This is a genomic window from Thioalkalivibrio sp. ALJ16 (genome assembly GCF_000377345.1).
GTDB lineage: Bacteria > Pseudomonadota > Gammaproteobacteria > Ectothiorhodospirales > Ectothiorhodospiraceae > Thioalkalivibrio.
In genome coordinates this window covers 1-17,470 of the sequence record NZ_KB898057.1, presented here as the reverse complement: position 1 = coordinate 17,470, position 17,470 = coordinate 1, and the positions used below count along the sequence as shown (strand labels likewise).

17 protein-coding genes and 2 pseudogenes are annotated in these 17,470 nt (G+C 67.3%); 13 read left to right on the top strand and 6 right to left on the bottom strand.

All coding sequences use genetic code 11. The features are described from left to right. Positions 1 to 72 precede the first annotated feature (72 nt). Positions 73 to 280 (top strand): annotated as a pseudogene (locus tag D000_RS14520) (hypothetical protein). A 230-nt stretch (positions 281 to 510) separates the two neighbouring features. Here D000_RS14520 and D000_RS0112605 read toward each other — a convergent pair. From D000_RS0112605 to gshA, 4 genes are all read right to left on the bottom strand, one after another. Then, positions 511 to 3,669 (bottom strand): efflux RND transporter permease subunit, encoded by a 3,159-nt coding sequence (locus D000_RS0112605; RefSeq protein ID WP_018873891.1) that lies wholly within the window; start codon positions 3,667 to 3,669, stop codon positions 511 to 513. Beyond that, positions 3,666 to 4,763, bottom strand: coding sequence for an efflux RND transporter periplasmic adaptor subunit (locus D000_RS0112600; RefSeq protein ID WP_026279993.1), 1,098 nt, complete (start codon positions 4,761 to 4,763; stop codon positions 3,666 to 3,668). The genes D000_RS0112605 and D000_RS0112600 overlap by 4 nt, the downstream gene beginning before the upstream one ends. 99 nt (positions 4,764 to 4,862) lie before the next feature. Next, entirely contained in the window at positions 4,863 to 5,879 is a 1,017-nt protein-coding gene (locus tag D000_RS0112595; RefSeq protein WP_018873889.1) for a glutathione S-transferase family protein, read from the bottom strand. Positions 5,880 to 6,017: 138 nt separating this feature from the next. After that, entirely contained in the window at positions 6,018 to 7,604 is a 1,587-nt protein-coding gene (gene gshA, locus D000_RS0112590; RefSeq protein WP_018873888.1) for a glutamate--cysteine ligase, read from the bottom strand. Between the two features lie 163 nt (positions 7,605 to 7,767). Between gshA and D000_RS0112585 the strand changes: the two genes are divergently transcribed. From D000_RS0112585 to D000_RS0112545, 10 genes and pseudogenes are all read left to right on the top strand, one after another. Beyond that, the gene (locus D000_RS0112585; protein ID WP_018873887.1) at positions 7,768 to 8,166 is read left to right on the top strand and encodes a hypothetical protein; all 399 of its coding nucleotides are present in this window, start codon (positions 7,768 to 7,770) and stop codon (positions 8,164 to 8,166) included. A 97-nt stretch (positions 8,167 to 8,263) separates the two neighbouring features. Beyond that, the gene (locus tag D000_RS0112580; protein WP_018873886.1) at positions 8,264 to 9,136 is read left to right on the top strand and encodes a helix-turn-helix domain-containing protein; all 873 of its coding nucleotides are present in this window, start codon (positions 8,264 to 8,266) and stop codon (positions 9,134 to 9,136) included. Positions 9,137 to 9,300: 164 nt separating this feature from the next. Continuing rightward, entirely contained in the window at positions 9,301 to 10,404 is a 1,104-nt protein-coding gene (locus D000_RS0112575; RefSeq protein WP_018873885.1) for a class I SAM-dependent methyltransferase, read from the top strand. A 20-nt stretch (positions 10,405 to 10,424) separates the two neighbouring features. Next, positions 10,425 to 10,787: a group 1 truncated hemoglobin gene (locus D000_RS0112570; protein WP_018873884.1), complete on the top strand. Its 363-nt coding sequence runs from the start codon at positions 10,425 to 10,427 to the stop codon at positions 10,785 to 10,787. A gap of 28 nt (positions 10,788 to 10,815) precedes the next feature. After that, on the top strand, positions 10,816 to 11,283 hold the full coding sequence (locus D000_RS0112565; protein ID WP_018873883.1) for a DUF302 domain-containing protein: 468 nt from the start codon (positions 10,816 to 10,818) through the stop codon (positions 11,281 to 11,283). After that, positions 11,264 to 11,887, top strand: a complete 624-nt coding sequence (locus D000_RS0112560; RefSeq protein ID WP_038047943.1) for a hypothetical protein — start codon at positions 11,264 to 11,266, stop codon at positions 11,885 to 11,887. Before D000_RS0112565 ends, D000_RS0112560 begins: the two co-directional genes overlap by 20 nt. A gap of 20 nt (positions 11,888 to 11,907) precedes the next feature. Continuing rightward, on the top strand, positions 11,908 to 12,429 hold the full coding sequence (locus D000_RS0112555; protein ID WP_369772928.1) for a TlpA family protein disulfide reductase: 522 nt from the start codon (positions 11,908 to 11,910) through the stop codon (positions 12,427 to 12,429). A gap of 163 nt (positions 12,430 to 12,592) precedes the next feature. Further along, positions 12,593 to 12,694, top strand: a pseudogene (locus tag D000_RS14425) (DUF302 domain-containing protein); the annotation flags it as partial. A gap of 108 nt (positions 12,695 to 12,802) precedes the next feature. After that, positions 12,803 to 13,222, top strand: a complete 420-nt coding sequence (locus D000_RS0112550; protein WP_026279989.1) for a DUF3784 domain-containing protein — start codon at positions 12,803 to 12,805, stop codon at positions 13,220 to 13,222. A gap of 96 nt (positions 13,223 to 13,318) precedes the next feature. Then, positions 13,319 to 15,004 (top strand): alpha/beta-hydrolase family protein, encoded by a 1,686-nt coding sequence (locus D000_RS0112545; RefSeq protein ID WP_018873879.1) that lies wholly within the window; start codon positions 13,319 to 13,321, stop codon positions 15,002 to 15,004. Here D000_RS0112545 and D000_RS0112540 read toward each other — a convergent pair. Both D000_RS0112540 and D000_RS0112535 read right to left on the bottom strand, forming a co-directional pair. Beyond that, a complete protein-coding gene (locus D000_RS0112540; protein WP_026279988.1) occupies positions 15,001 to 15,423 on the bottom strand; it encodes an ABZJ_00895 family protein in 423 nt (140 codons plus the stop codon). The genes D000_RS0112545 and D000_RS0112540 overlap by 4 nt on opposite strands. Positions 15,424 to 15,513: 90 nt before the next feature. After that, the gene (locus tag D000_RS0112535) at positions 15,514 to 15,879 is read right to left on the bottom strand and encodes a hypothetical protein (protein WP_018873877.1); all 366 of its coding nucleotides are present in this window, start codon (positions 15,877 to 15,879) and stop codon (positions 15,514 to 15,516) included. A gap of 159 nt (positions 15,880 to 16,038) precedes the next feature. Between D000_RS0112535 and D000_RS0112530 the strand changes: the two genes are divergently transcribed. Both D000_RS0112530 and fliL read left to right on the top strand, forming a co-directional pair. After that, entirely contained in the window at positions 16,039 to 16,878 is an 840-nt protein-coding gene (locus D000_RS0112530; protein WP_018873876.1) for a zinc-dependent peptidase, read from the top strand. Continuing rightward, positions 16,875 to 17,282 carry a flagellar basal body-associated protein FliL gene (gene fliL / locus D000_RS0112525; RefSeq protein WP_018873875.1) on the top strand — a complete coding sequence of 136 codons (408 nt, stop codon included), beginning with the start codon at positions 16,875 to 16,877 and terminating at the stop codon, positions 17,280 to 17,282. Before D000_RS0112530 ends, fliL begins: the two co-directional genes overlap by 4 nt. Positions 17,283 to 17,470 lie beyond the last annotated feature (188 nt).

Here is a 17,470-nt window from a genome sequence, read left to right as displayed (position 1 = left end):
AACCCTCTCCACTCGGCGCGACGACAACGGGGGGTCAAGGTCAAGACAACGGCGGTCCACAGGTTCGTGGTAATGGATCAAGGCTGGGTCTTCCGGCATCTGGGCACGCTCGGCCTTGGGCCGTTGCGTGCCGCGCCCGCGAGCGGGCGCCTGGGGCTTTCAGGCGGCAGGGCTGTTGTGGTGTCGTGGGGCTGGAACACCTTCTGTCTTGACCTTCCTCCCCCGTATGGAGCCCCTCGCGGAGGGCGTGATGGGCCGGGAGAAGGCGCTGGATGTCTGAGCGAAGCCGCAGGCGCAGCGAGTTCAGCGCCGCCGGCTCATCACGTCCGGAGCGAGGTTCCCGGGCGGAATCCGGGTGCCCTTCTTTGGGTACTTTCTTGGGCAAGCAAGAAAGTACCTCGGGGCGCGCTGGCGAGTCAGCGCTTGGCAGTACGTGGACCGAAGGCACCGTAAACACCGGATGCCGAACCAGGACCAGCCACAACACAGCTGGCGGCTGGCACTCAGCGGTCAGGGTTCGGCGCGCGAGGTGGTGGCGGCGCGGGCACCGCGGCGTTCGCCGTCGACATCGTCGATCTCGGCGTCGAGGTCGTGCAGGCGGCGGGTGGTCGCCAGCGGCGAGGTCGTGCCGCGCGCGACCAGGCTGTAGGCCGCCGGAATCACGAACAGCGTAAACAGCGTGGCAAACAGCACACCGGAGAACACCGCCACCCCGATCACGAAGCGCGTCTCCTCGCCCGGCCCGGAGGCCAGGATCAGCGGGATCGACCCGGCCACGGTGGTCAGCGCGGTCATCAGCACCGGCCGCAGGCGCATACGCGCCGCCTCGACCACGGCGGTGTCGAAGTCACGCCCGCGGTCGCGCAGCTGGTTGGCGAACTCGACGATCAGGATGCCGTTCTTGGCCGCCAGCCCGATCAGCATGACCATCCCGATCTGGCTGTAGATGTTCAGGGTCTGGCCGGTCAGGTGCAGACCGAGCAGGGCACCCACCACCGCAAGCGGCACGGTCAGCATGATCACGAACGGGTGCACAAAGCTCTCGAACTGGGCGGCCAGCACCAGGAACACGACCAGCAGGGCCAGGGCAAACACGAACAGGATCGCCTCGGAGCCGGAGCGCAGGTCCAGTGACTCGCCCTTGTAGTCGATCCCGGCCTCCGCAGGCAGCAGGTCCGCGGCCAGCGCATCCAGCGCATCCAGGGCCTCGCCCAGGGTCATGCCATCGGCGAGGCCCGCGGTCAGGGTCACGGCCCGGGAGCGGTTGTAGCGTTCCAGCGACGACGGGCCGGCCTGTTCCTCGTAGGTGACCAGGCTGGACAGCGGGACCATGCTGCCACTACCGGAACGGACATAGAGGTTGTCGATATCGGCCGGGGTGCGGCGCTGGTCGGTCAGGCCCTCGATAATCACATCGTATTCCTCGCCGCGATCCACGAAGGTGGTGACCGCTCGGCCGCCAAGGGCGATGTCCAGCGTGCGCCCGATATCGCGCAGCGACACGCCAAGGTCGCCGGCGCGGTCCCGGTCCAGACGCACGTTGAGCTGGGGCTGGGTGGGCTCGTAATCGAGGTCCACGCGGGTGAGGCCGTCGATACCCTCGGCCGCCTCGCGCATGGTCTCGCCCCATTCCTCGAGCTGCTCGTAGTCCGGCCCGGAGATCACGAACTGGACCGGCGGTCCGACACGGCCGCGGGACAGCCCCTGACGCATCACCACCCGCGCCTCGACCCCCGGCATCTCGTCGATGATGCCGCGGATCTCGCCGATCACCTGCTGGCCGGACTGATCACGATCGTCCCAGTGCTCCAGGATGGCGATAACGAAGCCATTGTTGACCACTTCGGAGCCGCCAAATCCGCGCGGCGTGCGCACCAGGGCGCGGCGGATCGGGCCGTCCTCGACCAGCGGCATGATGCGGGCCTCGACCTCGGCCATCTGCCGGCTCATGTAGTCGAAGTTGGCCCCTTCGGGGCCGTCCACCAATACAAAGAACGAGCCCCGATCCTCCTGCGGCGCGAACTCCTCGGGCAGGGTGTCGAACAGGTACCAGGCCGCCACCAGCACCGCCGCGAGGATCGGCACGATCAGCCATGCGCCCTTGAGCCCGGTCTGCAGGGCACGCCCGTAGCCACGCTCCAGCACCGCGAAGCCGCGGCTGATGAACCGCGCCGCGCCTGTGTTGTCGTCGCCCTTATGCATCAGGCGCCCGGAGAGCACCGGGGCGAGGGTCAGCGCCACGATGCTGGAGAAAAATACGGCGATCGCCATCGCGATCGCGAACTCGGTGAACAGGCGCCCGACCGTACCTTCAAGGAAGGCCAGCGGCACAAACACCGCAATCAGTACAGAAGTGGTCGCGATAATCGCGAAGCCGACCTGTCCGGCGCCACGATAGGCCGCCAGCAGCCCGGGCTCGCCGCGCTCGATGCGGCGGTGGACGTTCTCCAGCATCACGATCGAGTCGTCCACCACCAGCCCGACCGCGAGCACCAGCGCCAGCAACGTCAGCAGATTGATCGAGAACCCGAACAGGGCAATGCCAATAAAGGCAGCGGTAATGGCCACCGGCACGGTAACCGCCGGCACCAGCGTCGCCCGCCAGCTGCCGAGGAACAGCCAGATCACGATCACCACCGCGGCGGTGGCGACCGCCAGGGTGATGTAGACCTCGCGGATCGCGCCCTCGATGAACACCGACTCGTCGTAGGTAGTGGTCAGCGAGGTCCCCTCCGGCAGGCTGTCCTGCAGATCGGCCACCAGCGCCTTCACCCCGTTGGCGACATCCAGCACATTGGCGTTGGACTGCCGGATAATGCCCAGGCCGATCATGTCCTCGCCATTGCCGCGGAACTCGCTGCGCTCGGTATCCGCGCCGATGTTCACCTCGGCCACGTCGCCCAAACGCACCAGCTGGCCCGCCTCGCCACGCCGGAGCACCAGGCTGGAGAAGTCTTCCGGGGTGCGGTACTGACGATCCACGCGCACGGTGAACTCGCGCTCCAGCGAGTCCAGACGCCCGGCCGGGAGTTCGACGTTCTCCTGCTCCAGGGCGCTGGCGATATCCAGCACGGTGAGATCGCGCGCGGCCAGGGCCTCGCGGTCCACCCAGATGCGCATCGCGTAACTGCGCGCCCCCCCGCGTCGAACCAGCGCCACGCCATCCACCACCGAGATGCGGTCGATCAGGTTGCGCTCGGCGTAGTCCGCCAGTTCCAGCGCATCCATCACGGTGCTGGAGAGGTTCAGCCAAAGGATTGGGTTGGCATCGGCATCCGCCTTGGTGACCTCCGGTGGCTCGACCTCGTCCGGCAGATCCCCGAGCACGCGACTGACCGCCTCGCGCACGTCGTTGGCCGCCGCGTCGAGGTCACGGTTCAGGTTGAATTCGATGGTGATGCGCGAGCGCCCGTCCTCGCTGGAGGACTCGACGTAACGGATTCCCTCGATCCCGGCGATGCGGTCCTCCAGGCGCTGGGTAACCTCGCGTTCGATAATCTCGCCGCTGGCACCGGGGTAGAGCGTGTCCACCGTGACCACCGGCGGATCCACGTCCGGGTATTCGCGCAGAGGCAGGCTGTTATAGGCGATCAGCCCGAAGGTGATCAGCAGCAGGTTGAAGACAATCGCCAGGACCGGTCGGCGATTGGCGACATCCGAGATGATCATTGCCCGGCCTCGTCTCCGTCGGTGGCGGGCGCCACCGGTGCCGGCAGCACCCGCACGGCGCGGCCGTCACGCACGCGGGAGACGCCCTCGGAGACCACGATATCGCCCGGTTCCAGACCGTCCAGCAGCTCGGCGAAACCGGGGTCGCGCCGACCGATGCGGATCCGGGTCCGCTCCACCGTGCCATCGTCGCGCAGACGGAAAACGAAATGCTGATCCGCGACCTGCTGGATCGCGCCTTCGGGCACGGCCAGGCGTTCGACCGGATCCAGGGCCAGGCGCACGTTCAGCAACATGCCGGGGCGCAGCAGCAGATCGGGGTTGTCGATACTGGCCCGCACGGTCAGGGTGCGGGTCCCTACATCGAGGCGGTTGGCGACGGCCGTGACCTCGCCCGTAAATGCCCCGGCGCTGCTGCGCCCCTGCACCTCGCGCCCCAGCTCGATGGCGGCGGCGTGGCGCTCGGGCACAGCGAAATCCACCTTGACCGTGGCGATGTCATCCAGCTCGACGATCGCGGTTCCGGGGCTGACCAGCGCCCCAGGGCTGACCTGGCGCAGCCCCAGGCGTCCGGCGAACGGCGCCCGGATGGTGCGCAGCTCCACGCGGGCGCGGGCGGCCTCCAGCCGCGCTTCGGCCTCGTTCAGCCGAGACTGCTGCTGGTCGACCTGCTGGCGCGTGACCACGCCATCCTCGACCCGGCCGCGGATCCGCTCGAGTTCGCGGCGGGCCTCGTCCACTTGCACCTGCGCCTCGCGCAGCGCCGCTCGTTCCTCGTCGGCATCCAGGCGTACCAGTACCTGACCGGCCGTAACCGCATCGCCATCGTCGAACAGGACCTCGACCACCCGTTCGGTCACGCTGGCGGTGACCGTGACCGACTCGCTGGCCGCGACCGTGCCCAGGGATTCCACCCGGGTCTCGAAGGTACGCGGAGCCACCTCGGCCGTACGCACCGGGATGCGGTCATCACGTTCCGCCGCTGGCTCGTCGCCCGCGTTGTCAGCAGGCGCGTGGGGGCCGAGCGTGTACCACGCCACGGTCCCCAGTGCCGCCACGACCAGCAACCCCAGCAGCCATCCGATTGCCTTCACCCGATACACCCCTTGCGTGATTTTGCTGGCGCCCGGGACCGATCCGGGCGTCGGCCATGCGAAACCGGGGCCATCATGCGGCCATTTCAGTAACGACCGTCACATCTCGTCGGCGTTCCGCAACGCGGCCGGAAGCGCCCCCAGCGGTCGCCCGTGCGGCGCACTGTAATCAATCACCGGACCCTTCGGCACGATGCGGCTGGGGTTCAGCATCGGGTGGCTGCCGTAGTAGTGCGCCTTGATATGGTCCATGCGCACGGTTTCGGCCACGCCGGGGCGCTGGTAGAGCATGCGCAGGTAGGCCGACAGTGCCGGAAAGTCGATGATGCGCTGGCGGTTGCACTTGAAGTGGCTGTAGTAGACCGGATCAAAGCGCACCAGCGTGGTGAACAGCCGCCAGTCGGCCTCGGTAATGCGGTCCCCGACCAGGAACGGCTGGCGCGCCAGGCGCTCTTCCAGCCAGTCCAGGGTCTCGAACAGGCGGTCCCAGGCGGCATCGTAGGCCTTCTGGGAGGTTGCGAAACCCGAGCGGTAGACGCCGTTGTTCACGTTCTCGTAGACGCGCTCGTTGACCGCGTGGATCTCCTCGCGCAGGTCCTCCGGGTAGAAATCCAGCGTGTTGCCGGTGATGCCGTCGAAGGCGCTGTTGAACATGCGCACCAGATCTTCCGACTCGTTGTTCACGATCCGGTCGGTCCGGGTATCGAACAGCACCGGCACGGTCACGATGCCCGTGTATTTCGGATCGGTACGGGTATACAGCTCGTGCATGTAGGCCGAGCCGTGCACGCGGTCGCCGGTGCAGCCGTCGCAGTCATCGAAGGACCAGCCGGCGTCGCCCATGTAATGGTGCACCACCGACAGCCCGATGTGCGGTTCCAGGCCCTTGAGCTTGCGCAGGATCAACGCGCGATGCGCCCAGGGACAGGCATAGGAGACGTACAGGTGATAGCGCCCGGACTCGGCCGGGTAGCCGCCCTCGCCCAGCGGGCCCGCAGAGCCGTCGGCGGTCACGTAGTTGCGGTACTGCTGGTCCTGGCGCACAAACTCGCCGCTTTCGTCGGACTCCTCCTCCAGCCAGCCCTCGCGCAGTTCGCCGTTGATCAGGAGACTCATGGGGTTCCCTCTGCAGCGGTTTAGCCGCCACGGTTACGGATGATGGCCTCGATTATCCTGTCGATAAATTCGAAAATAAATCGCGTTATTTCCGCCCGATAATCCGAAAATACCGAATGAACAAGGCGGTGGCGAGGCTCAGGAGGCGCGCAGGGTGCCGTCGAAGTAGCGGGCAAGGAAGGTGTCGAAATCCAGGGTATCGGCCGCCTCGATCGCGGCCTGCTCCGCCAGGCTCTGGCGCGCCAGAGCCTCCAGGGTCTCGGCGCGCGGCAGCGGGCCGTTGAAACGAAACGCCTCGCGGTGCTGCGCGGACAGGCGGCTGGCGTAGCGGTAGAAGCCCTCCTCGCGCGCCATCATGTCCTCCAGCATGCGCGCCGAGGGGGTCAGGTCGGCCTGCTCGACCTTGCCCCACTGCTCGCTCAGCGCACGGCGGTACGGGTCGCCCGGCAACTCCTGATCGAGGATCGCGGCGACCGGGCGCATCAGGGCCAGCAGTTCGCGGGCCCAGTCCTGCAGCCGTACAGACTCGTCCTGCCGGCGCAGCTCGAGGCCGGGGCGGCGGCCGTAGTGCGCCACGTCCAGCAGGTTGGCATCGATCGCATCCAGCTCGCCCGGCTCCAGCAGCGGGCTCGGCTGCAGCAGGCAGGCCAGGGCGAACACCTCGAGAAAACGCAGCTGGGTCTCATCCACCCCCAGCGGGTGCTGCGCGTTGATGTCGACCGAGCGCAGCTCGACGTACTCGATCCCGCGCGCCTCCAGCGCATCGGTCGGCTTCTCGAAGCGCTCCAGCGGCTGCTTGGGCCGCACGGTCGAGTAGTACTCGTTCTCGATCTGCAGGATGTTGGCGTTCAGCTGGCGGTACTCGCCGTCGACCTTCACGCCGATGCGCTCCCACTCCGGGCTGGGCGTGTTGATCGCGCAGCGCAGCGAGTCGACATAGCCGGCCAGCGAGTTGTAGTCCGCCTTGATGCCGGTGTCCGCCTCCTTGCGGTTGGTGTAGCCGATGTCGCCCATGCGCAGGCTGGTGGCATGCGGGAGGTAGGAGGTATCGTCGTCAAAGTCCTCCAGCACCGCGCCGTGGCCCTCGAGGAAGGAATTGCACACGGCCGGCGAGGCCCCGAACAGATATGGCACCAGCCAGCCGAAGCGCAGCAGGTTGCGGATCATGCCCATCATGCGCTCGTCGCGGAAGCCACGGTCGTCCTGCTCGCCCAGCACCTGTGCGAGCGCGGGCCAGAACTCGGGGCGCGGGGAATAATTGAAGTGCACCCCGGCGATCACCTGCATCTTGCGCCCGTAGCGGTGCCCCAGCCCGATGCGATAGACGGTCTTCATACGCCCGGCGTTGGACGTGCCGTACTGCGCGACCGGGATCGCGTTGTCATCGGCGGTCACGCAGGGCATGGAGGTGGACCACAGGGTCTCGTCGCCGACATTGGCGGCGGCGAAGGCCTGCAGGTCGTGCAGGAAGCCCAGCGTCTCGCGCACATCGTCGAACGGCGGGGTCACCAGCTCCAGCAGGGCCTCGGAATAGTCGGTCGTGATATTCGGGTGGGTCAGGGCCGAGCCCAGTGCCGCAGGGTGCGGGGTCAGGGCTGGCGATCCTTGCGGGCCGACGCGCAGCGTTTCTTTCTCCAGACCAATGCGCCCGTGCAGGCCCGTCCCCGCCAGGCGCTCCGCCAGCTGCGCGACCAGTCCCTGCAGATTGCGTTCGTCGGTTCCCACGAGAGTGCGTGCCCTGCCTGTCTGCAAACCCGGCGAACATACCGGAATGCGCCCGCGCGGTCACATGCAGCCCCGCCCGGCGCCGGATTGGCAGCACGACCACCCTGGCATGCGCCCAACCCATGCATTAGATTTTTCTTATTTTTAGCGGGGCGACGTATCAATGGAACCTGACCGTCAACGGCGCAGCTGGGACGAGATCGTGGTGGATGCCCTGCGCGCGCCCGCCACCTGGCTGTTCCTGCTCGGGCTGACCGCAGGCGCCGCGCTGGTGCACTGGGGCGTCGCGCCAGAACCTCCCGAAGGGGTGCTGATGATCACCCTGCACAACGACAGCGAGGTCGCCATCCGCGCGGTTCATTTCGACTTCGGACACGACCTGTCCGAGTCGTCGCTGCGCGAGGGCGAGATCGGCCCCGGAGAACGCCGCCGCGTGGCCCTGAACCACCCGCCCGGGGCCGGCTTCAACGTGGAGATCCGCTACGCCGACGGCCATGCACAGGAGTTCTGCGCCAACCGCGGCGTGGAGGGCCGGGAACAGGAGGTGCGGGTTTATCGCTGATACCCCCGTCGCACGGACCGCACAGGTGGATAGCCGGCTCGCCGTGACCTATAAACAGAGTTGCGGGGTGCAGGCGATGCCACAACGATCGACCAGTATGCTCGACTTCTTTGCGCGGGGTCGCGACGCGCCGTTCCTGCAGGAGGCCCGCGCGCGGGAAAACCCGGCGATACCGATGATCGAGAACGCCCACCCGCCGGGGCGCATGAGCACGCCGCCGGTGCGCGAGCTGATGATCAGCGACACCCGCGGCGCACCCTTTCGCTTTCGTTGCGACATCGGCGCCGGGGCTTTTTCCGGCTGGGCGCACCCGCGGGAGTTCGTGGTGATCCCACCGAACGTTCCGACTTACTGCCAGATGCACGACCCGGCCCGGATGCGTTTTGTCGGTATACCCGCGGGACTCGCCCGCGCCTGCCTGGAACGCGCCCCCGATGACCCGCTGGACTTTAGTCCCCTTCATACCCGCACACAGGCCGACCCGCTGGTGAGTCAGGCCCTGGCGGCCCTTTGGCAGGAGATGGGGCGGCAGGATCCGGCTGCACGTCTGTTCGTGGAGAGCATGATCGCGGTGCTGGTCGTGCGCCTTGCCCGCCTCGCGGATCAGCACCAGGAGCTGGAGGCGCGCCGGGCCGGCCTCGCGCCGCACCAGTCGGCGCGCGTGATCGAGTACATGCGCGCCCATCTGGATCAGCGCATCACACTGGGCGACCTCGCCACCCTGACCGGGCTGTCGCCCTGGCACTTCGCGCGCGCCTTTCGCGAGACGCACGGCCTGCCGCCGCATCGATACCTCACGCGCCTGCGCCTGGAACGGGCCCGCGACCTGCTGACCGGCAGCCCGCTGAGCGTGACCGAGATCGCCAGCGCCACCGGCTACTCGCCGCAGCAGCTGGCCCGCCACTTCCGCCGCGCCTTCGGTGCAAGCCCGACGGCCTACCGACGTCTCCAGGCGGGCAGCGCCACTTAAGGCCACACGGCCTTTCCCGCGCCAGCCTCGACCTGACCCACTCGCCAGCGGCGGGGCATTTGCCGCAAGAAAGCGCCATCCGGCGCAAGTTTGTAACCGCGCGGGGCGGCCCCGCCCCCTAGGCTCGAGACAAAGCCATCCGGCGCCACCCCCGAGGCCGGCCCATGTCTTCCGTCCCGCAAGCCAGTGCAACGCCCAGCCGTGCAACCCCAGGCACTGCCGAGGCCTTCGGCGAGCACCTGATCGAGATGCTCAACCACGGCGCGTTGTGCCTGATGATCTCGGTCGGGCATCGCACCGGGCTGTTCGACCGGATGCGCGACCGCCCCGCCGCGACCGCAGAGGTGCTTGCCACGGACGCAGGCCTCAATGCGCGCTACGTACGCGAATGGCTGGGGGCGATGGCGACCGGCGGAATCGTTACTGTGGATCCGGAGGGCCCGCGCTTCGCCCTCCCTGCGGCACATGCCGCCTGCCTGACCCGGGCCGCCGCGGCCGACAACCTGGCCGTGTTCGCCCAGTACATCGGCCTGCTGGGCGGGGTGGAGGACCGGATCGTGAACGCCTTCCATACCGGCGAAGGCGTCGGATACGAGCACTATGCGCGCTTCCACGAGGTGATGGCCGAGGACAGCGGCCAGTCCGTCCTGTCGTCGCTGGAGAGCGACATCCTGCCGCTGGTGCCAGGCCTGACCGACCACCTCGAACGCGGCATCCGCGTACTGGATGTCGGCTGCGGCAGGGGCCGCATCCTCAACCGGCTGGCGACACTCTACCCGCGTAGCGAGTTCACGGGACTCGACCTGTCGGCAGAGGCCATCGAGCAGGCCGGGGCCGAGACGCAGACCCTCGGGCTGGACAACGTGGCGTTCATTCAGGCGAATGCCGCGACGCTGGAACACCACGTGCCGGCACGCCAGTTCGAGCTGATCACCACCTTCGATGCCATCCACGACCAGGCCGATCCCTTGGCGGTCCTGCGGGGCATCCACCGCGCGCTCGCACCCGAGGGGATCTACCTGATGCAGGACATCCGCGGCTCCGGCGCGATCCACGGCGATCTCGATCACCCGCTGGGCCCCTTCCTTTACACCGTCTCCTGCATGCACTGCATGCCGGTATCACTCGCTCAGGGCGGCCCGGGACTGGGCGCGATGTGGGGCGAGCCCCTGGCCCGCGAATACCTGGCGCGCGCCGGCTTTCATGACATCCAGGTCCATCAATTGGCCCATGACCCGCAGAACAACTGGTACGTGGCCACCCGATAACCCCGCGAGGAGGGATCACCATGACCGACACAAGTCTCTACGAACGCCTGGGTGGCGAGACGCGCATCCGCGAACTCGCCACCACTATCTTCGACAAGCACACGCAGAACGCCACCATCCGCAACCGCTACGTCGACACGGATCGCGATGACGTGATTCGCCTGGTCACCGAATTCATCTGTAACGGCAGTGGCGGCCCGCAGGCCTACAGCGGACGCGACATGCTGACCACCCATCGCGGCATGAACATCAACGAGGAGGAATTCGTCGCTGTGGTCGACGACATCGTCGAGGCCCTGGATGAACATGGAGTCGGCCAGCGCGAGAAGGAAGAACTGCTGATGATCTCCTGGTCGCTGAAGCCGGAGATCGTGCGAGTCTGACATCGCTGTCTCCCCGGAGGACACCATCATGAAAATATCTGCACGCTTCCCCGCGCTCGCCCTGTGCATCGCCGGCGCCGCCGCTGTGGGCCTGGGCACACCGGTCGCCAGCGCGGTCGAACCGGACGACCACTTCATCATCCGCGACTGCGAACAGTCCCGCGAGGATCTGGCTCGCGCCATCCGCGAGTTCGCCGAGAACGAGGAGGACTGGATCTTTCTGGCCGAGTTCGACCTGGCCGGTGGCGACATCACGGCCCTGAAGGTCTGCTATCTGCCACTGGGCCCGGACATCGTGGATGCCGGACTGCACGTCGGAGCGATGATGCCCTGCGGCCAGATCGGGTTGTACGAGGAGAACGGCAACACGAAACTCTCGATGCTGCACCCGAAGTTCATGACCACGCTGCAGCCGCACCCCAGCCTGGAGCGCGCGGTAGAACGTGCCGAGCCGGCCTTCGAGACGCTGCTCGATCATGTCCTGGGTGGCCCGTAGCACACGCGGCCGAGCACGCTGGCCCCGCTGCCTTGCGCTGGCCCCGCTGACACTGGCCACGTCACTGGCGTCGGCCAGCGCCGAGGCCTCGGGAGAATTACAGATGCACACGGACGCAAGCAGCGGCCTGACGACCTGGACATGGCAGGACAGGAGTCTCTCGCTGGAGCTGGCGCAACTACTACCGGACCAGACGCGCGCGTTCTTCCGGGGGCGTGGCTTCGACCCCGATCATGCCGAGCTTGTCGCAAGCCATTGCGTCTTTCAGACGATCCTGCGCAATCGCGGCGATCAAGCCATCAAGATAGAGCTGCACCGCTGGAACAGCGACGGACGGGAAGGGTCAGCCCCTCCACGCACAAACCGGGACTGGCAGGCGACATGGGTACAAGAGGAGGTAGCGGACGCCGCACGCATCGCCTTTCGCTGGGCCCTGTTTCCCGGCGAACATCACTTCGAACCCAGCGACTGGCTGATGGGCATGATCCTGTTCGATCTCCCGCCAGCCACCCCCTTTGAACTCACCTTGCGCTGGCGGGAGGACGGAGAGACGCACGAGGCCCGTCTGCCGGACCTGCGCTGCGCCGGGGAACCGTCGGGATGACGACCATGTACCGAATCACGATGGGCCTGATCCTTGTGACCCTGCTGGCCGGAACCGGCGCGGCCGACACCGGCATGCTCACCGGCATCGAGCCGCGCCCGGAAGCCCCGCCCCTGGAACTCGGTGATCTGGACGGTCGGGAGCACACCCTGGGCGATTACCGGGGCCAGGTCGTGGTCGTAAACTTCTGGGCGACCTGGTGTCCGCCGTGCCGCGAGGAGTTGCCATCGCTGCAGAGACTGTGGGACACGCTGGGGCCCGAAGGGCTGGTCGTCCTCGGCGTCAACGTTGGCGAGGACGCCGATCGCATCTTCTTTTTCACCGCCGACTACCCGGTCGACTTCCCCCTGTTGCTGGACCTCGATGCCAACGCCATCGATACCTGGCCGGTGCGCGGCATCCCCACCACCTTTGTGATCGACCCGGAGGGACGCATCGCGTATCGCGCCATCGGGGCACGCGAGTTCGACCACCCCGACATCGTCGAACGGCTGCGCGAGTTGCGGCGGACCCACTCACCCGAGGCAACCATGCCCGAGTAACGCGGGCCCGGGGTCGGCGCGCGTTGCGCAGACCCAGACGTCATTCCCGGAACCATGCCTCCGGGGACAGGTATATCCGGTACTACCGACTCAAGACCTCGGGCACACTCGAACTGGTGCCACGGCCACTTGCGGTCGTTGCCCGGCACGCGGAACCGGGGCCCTGGCCCTGACCACCCCGGCGATTGCCGCCGAACCCGACGGCCACTTCATCATTCACGGCACCGAGCAAGCGCGCGAGGAGCTGGCATCGGCCGTCCGAAAAACCTCTGTCCGGAGAGCCGCCGACCGGAATCACGATCAAGGAAACACGGATTGAATCGCGCCAGCCGCTTGTCACAGAACCGTCACCTTCGCGTTGTACCCTGCTTCGATGAAGTACTCATGTTCTCACCACTGGGCCGGAGCCGGTGCCGACCTCTGGCTCTTGCTGCAATCGGTCGACGAAGCGGAAAAGGCACAGCGCCTGGCCCGGGTCTCCGGCTGGGTGCTGGCGCTGGCCGGTGCGGTCGTCGTCGCACTCGGCCTGCTGATGCAGCACACCCACACGATGCTGGAGGGGACCCTGGTTGCGCTGCTCGCCGTGGTTGGCGGCTGGCTGCGCAGTCGCATCGCCGCCACACTCCTGATGTTGTTGATGGCGCTCGGGCTGGCCACCGGCCTGGCGGCCGGGGCGGCGACAGGGGGCCTGTTGGTGCAAGTGGCCCTGTTCGGCGTGGCCCTGCGCATGGTCGAAGCGACCTTTCGCTTTCGCCAGCGGCATACATTCGCGCAGCGCCATAACGGGCAGTAGCTCCCGAAGCCAACGGGGCTTCGCTGCGGAGACTTGAACCCGTCCCGTGGGCCAGACAGGATGAGGCTTTCCACCCGCGAAGGAACCGCGCACGCGATGTCTGTGGTCGCCCGTCTGCAAACCCGCCTGCGGCGCTTTATCTGGCCCGGCTGGGCCACCCGTATCCTGGGGTCGCTGTCGATCCCCGGCCTGATCCTGGCCACGCTGTTCTTCGCCGCCTCGCTGACCCCGAGCCTGATCCCGCGGACCGACGACGTGCAGGGGATCCTGTCCGGTCTGTCGCTGGCCGCGGGCTACGGGCTGGGCGTGTTCTTCCACTGGCTGTGGTCGTATCTGGAACTGCCCGAGTTCGGTGAACGTACCCACAATACCCTGGTGATAATCGCCGGCGGCGGGGCCGTGCTGATCGTCCTCGCCTTTCTGTGGCAGGCCACTGAGTGGCAGAACAACATCCGCGAGCTGATGGAACAGGACCCGGTGGACGGCGGCTTCCCGATCCGACTCGGGCTGATCGCGGCGGCGGTGTTCGCCGCGACGCTCGCGGTGGGGCGACTGTTTCAGCTGCTGGTACGCTTTCTCGCGCTCCGGCTGCGGCGCTTCGTGCCGCGCCGCCTGTCCAACGTCATCGGGGTCCTGGTGGCGGCCGGGGTGTTCTGGGCCGTGATCGACGGGGTGATCCTCGAATATGGCCTGCGCACGGCGGATCGCAGCTTCCAGCAGTTCGACGTTCGCGAACACCCCGGAGCGGAACAGCCGACCGAGGCCTTCCGCACCGGCAGCCCGGCCTCTCTGGTCAGCTGGGATCAGGGGCTGGGACGACAGGGGCAGCGGTTTGTCGGGCAGGCGCCGGACCGGGCGGCGATTGCCGATTTCGTCGGGGACACGGCACAGGCGCCGCTGCGAGTGTACGTCGGTCTGAACGCCGCCGAGACCATCGAGGAACGCGCGCGCCTGGCGCTGCAGGAGATGCTGCGGGTCGGGGCCTTCGAGCGCTCCGTCCTGGTGCTGGCCACGCCCACCGGACGCGGCTGGGTGGACAATCGCGCCATCCAGCCAGTGGAGTTTCTGCACGGCGGGGATGTCGCCACCGTGGCCGTGCAGTATTCCTACCTGCCGAGCTGGCTGTCGCTGATGGCAGAATCGGAGTACGGCCGCGAAACGGCCCAGGCCGTGTTCGCGGAGATCTACGGCTACTGGAAGCAGCTGCCCGCGGATGCGCGTCCGCAGCTCTATCTCTACGGCCTGAGCCTGGGCGCGCTGAACTCCGAACGCGCAGCCGACCTGTACGACGTGATCGGGGATCCGTTCACCGGGGCGCTGTGGGCCGGCCCCCCGTTCCGGAGCGAGACCTGGCGTGACATCGTGCGCCAGCGCCAGCCGGACTCCCCGGCCTGGCTGCCACGCTTTCGTGACAGCTCGGTGGTGCGGTTCACCAACCAGGAAAACCACCTGGACATCCCCGGCGCCGCCTGGGGCCCGATGCGCATCGTCTACCTCCAGTACGCAAGCGATCCGATCACCTTCTTCGAGCCGCAGGCGCTATACCGCAAACCCGAATGGATGCAGGCGCCACGCGGCCCGGATGTCTCGCCGGATCTGACCTGGTACCCGGTCATCACCATGCTGCAGCTGGCGGTGGACGTGGCGATCGGCGACGCTGCCCCGCGCGGCTACGGGCACGTGTACGCCGCCGAGCACTACGTTGACGCCTGGCAGGCCGTGACCGCCACGGAGTGGCCGGAAGACGATATCGCCTGGCTCAAGCGCCAACTGGCCGACTAGGGAGACTCCGGCGACTCCTCTGCGATCACGCCGCGCTTGCGGAGATTGCGGCCGGTTATGCTGACCGCGGCCGCAACAAACCCCGCGTAGACCAGCGCAATAACCGCCACAATCCCGAGCAGCACCGGGTCCAGTGCGATGCCTTCGGCCCATGCCAGCAGGAAGGTAACGGGAAGCTGCGTGCCCCAGAGCACGGCCACCATCACCGCGATCACCCTCCGTTTCTCGGGGCGCGACAGATAGCGCCCGTTTCTGCGCCCGTAGGCCTCGCACGGCAACATGACCGCCAGCGTAAGAATCGCAATGCCGAGTGGCACACCGAGCTCGTCCAGCCCGAAGTACGCGATCACCACCGTGACCGCAATCGACAGCAAGACATACAGCAGGACAAACCGCGTCAACAGATTTTTGATGGACATCATCCCGTCCCTGGGTATCTGGGGGCTGCGACATCCTGTGCGGCCCGAATCAACAATAAGGCCCCGGCACAACAACCGGGGCCCTGAACGTCACTGACGTTCGGCAAACTCCGCGTTTTCGATGATCACCGGATAGGTATAGCCGGCACCAAAGTCACGATCCAGGATCAGCGTCCCGGTCACCTCGACACGGTCACCCACCGCGGGCAATTCGGTGGAGGTAATGGTGATGTAATCGCCCTCGGCCCCCGTGCCATCCACCAGGTGGATGAAGTTGCGGCCCATGATGTCGTCGTTCACCCGCCCGACAATGCCCTGCAGACGTACCTTCTCGCCCTCGAGTTCGGCGGGTGCCTGATTCAGCTGCTCCACCGTATGCACCTCGTCGGCCGCCATCGCGGCCCCTGTGGCAAGCCAGGCCGCCAGCAGCACCCCGGTCACGATTCGTCGGCTCATCCCGTTCTCCTCTGTTCTCTGGCCTTGCAGGGAAAACCCTGATCCATGTCGATTGTTGTGCCTGGATGCCGGGCATCCTAACCCAATGCCCCGGGAAACACTGATCAATGCGCGCCTTGCAGCCCGGCATCGGCGCCGGAAACATGCGACGATTGCGCGATGCATTCGTCCCCGCACTTTCCACTGCGCGGCCTGTTCCGGCGCCTGCTGGGGCCCTTTGCCGGGCTCGAGCCCGAGAGCGTGCCCCTGCACAATGGGGAATGGGAGGCCCTGCGCCACCGGGTGCCGTTCATCGCGACATTGACGCCGGAGGAACGCTCGCGGCTGCGCGAGCTGATCGGCCAGATCCTCGCAAGCCGGGAGTTCATCGGGATCGCGGCGGAGCCGGAGCCCTGGCAATGCCAGGTGATTGCCGCCTACGCGGCCCTGCCAGTCCTCGAACGGGGCCTGGAACCCTACCGCGACTGGCGCACCCTGATCCTGTATCCCGACACCTTCGTGCCCGAGCACGAGTGGGTCGACGAGGCCGGGATCGTGCATCAGGGCGCGATACCCCAGTCCGGCGAGGCCTGGGAACGCGGGCCGGTGATCCTGTCGTGGAACGATGTCGAACGCGACGGCGCGGTGGTGGTACACGAGATGACCCACGTGCTGGATGCCGGCAACGGCGAGGTCAACGGGTTTCCGCCCCTGCCCCGGGGTCAATCCGCCCGGGACTGGACGCACGACTTCTCGCAGGCCTACGAGGCATTCGTGGCCACGGTGGAGGCCACCGCGGAGGAAGACCTGGCTGCCCTGCCGCTGGACCCGTACGCCGCCACCGCCCCGGAAGAGTTCCTGGCCGTCGCGGTGGAGGCCTTCTTCTTCGAACCCGCCCGGCTGCGGGAGGCCATGCCGAAAATCTATGCCCAGCTGGTGGCATACTTCGGTCAGGAGCCCCATCGTCGTGGCGGCCTGATCGCCTCCAGCACGCAACCCGCCCCGGAGCACATGCCATGAGAACTTGCCACCTGCCCACCCTGACCGCCCCCCTGCTGGGCCTGACCCTGCTGTTCGCCACGTCCGTCGCGGCGGCGGTGGACGACCTCGACAGCCACTACGTGACCCTGGAGCCGGTGGTCGTGAACATGGAATCCAGCGACCGCGGCCGCTACCTGCAGGCCTCGATCCAGCTGGAAGGCAACAACCTGGAAGACGCGCGCGAGATCCGCGAACACATCCCGGCAGTGCGCGACCGGCTGATCCACATCCTCGGTGGACGCAGCCCGGAAAGCCTGACCGGCAGCGGCGCCCGCGAGGATCTGCGCAGCCAGGCGACGGACGAGCTGAACGAACTCCTGGACGAGATCACCGGCGCCCCGCGCATCACGGCGCTCTATTTCTCCGATTTCATCCGCCAGTAGCCGGACGCCGCCCGGCAACGAAAGGGCCCCGCCGCCCGCTCTGGCGACCGGGGCCCACCCCGCAAACGGGCGCTAGGGAGACGCTGATTTAATCGCACGTCCGCGTTGGTGCCCCCTGTTTTCCGAGGCAAGGCGCGTCGTGCAGCGGGTAGTGGTTCTACCCGCAAGCGGCGCAACGCAGGATCGGG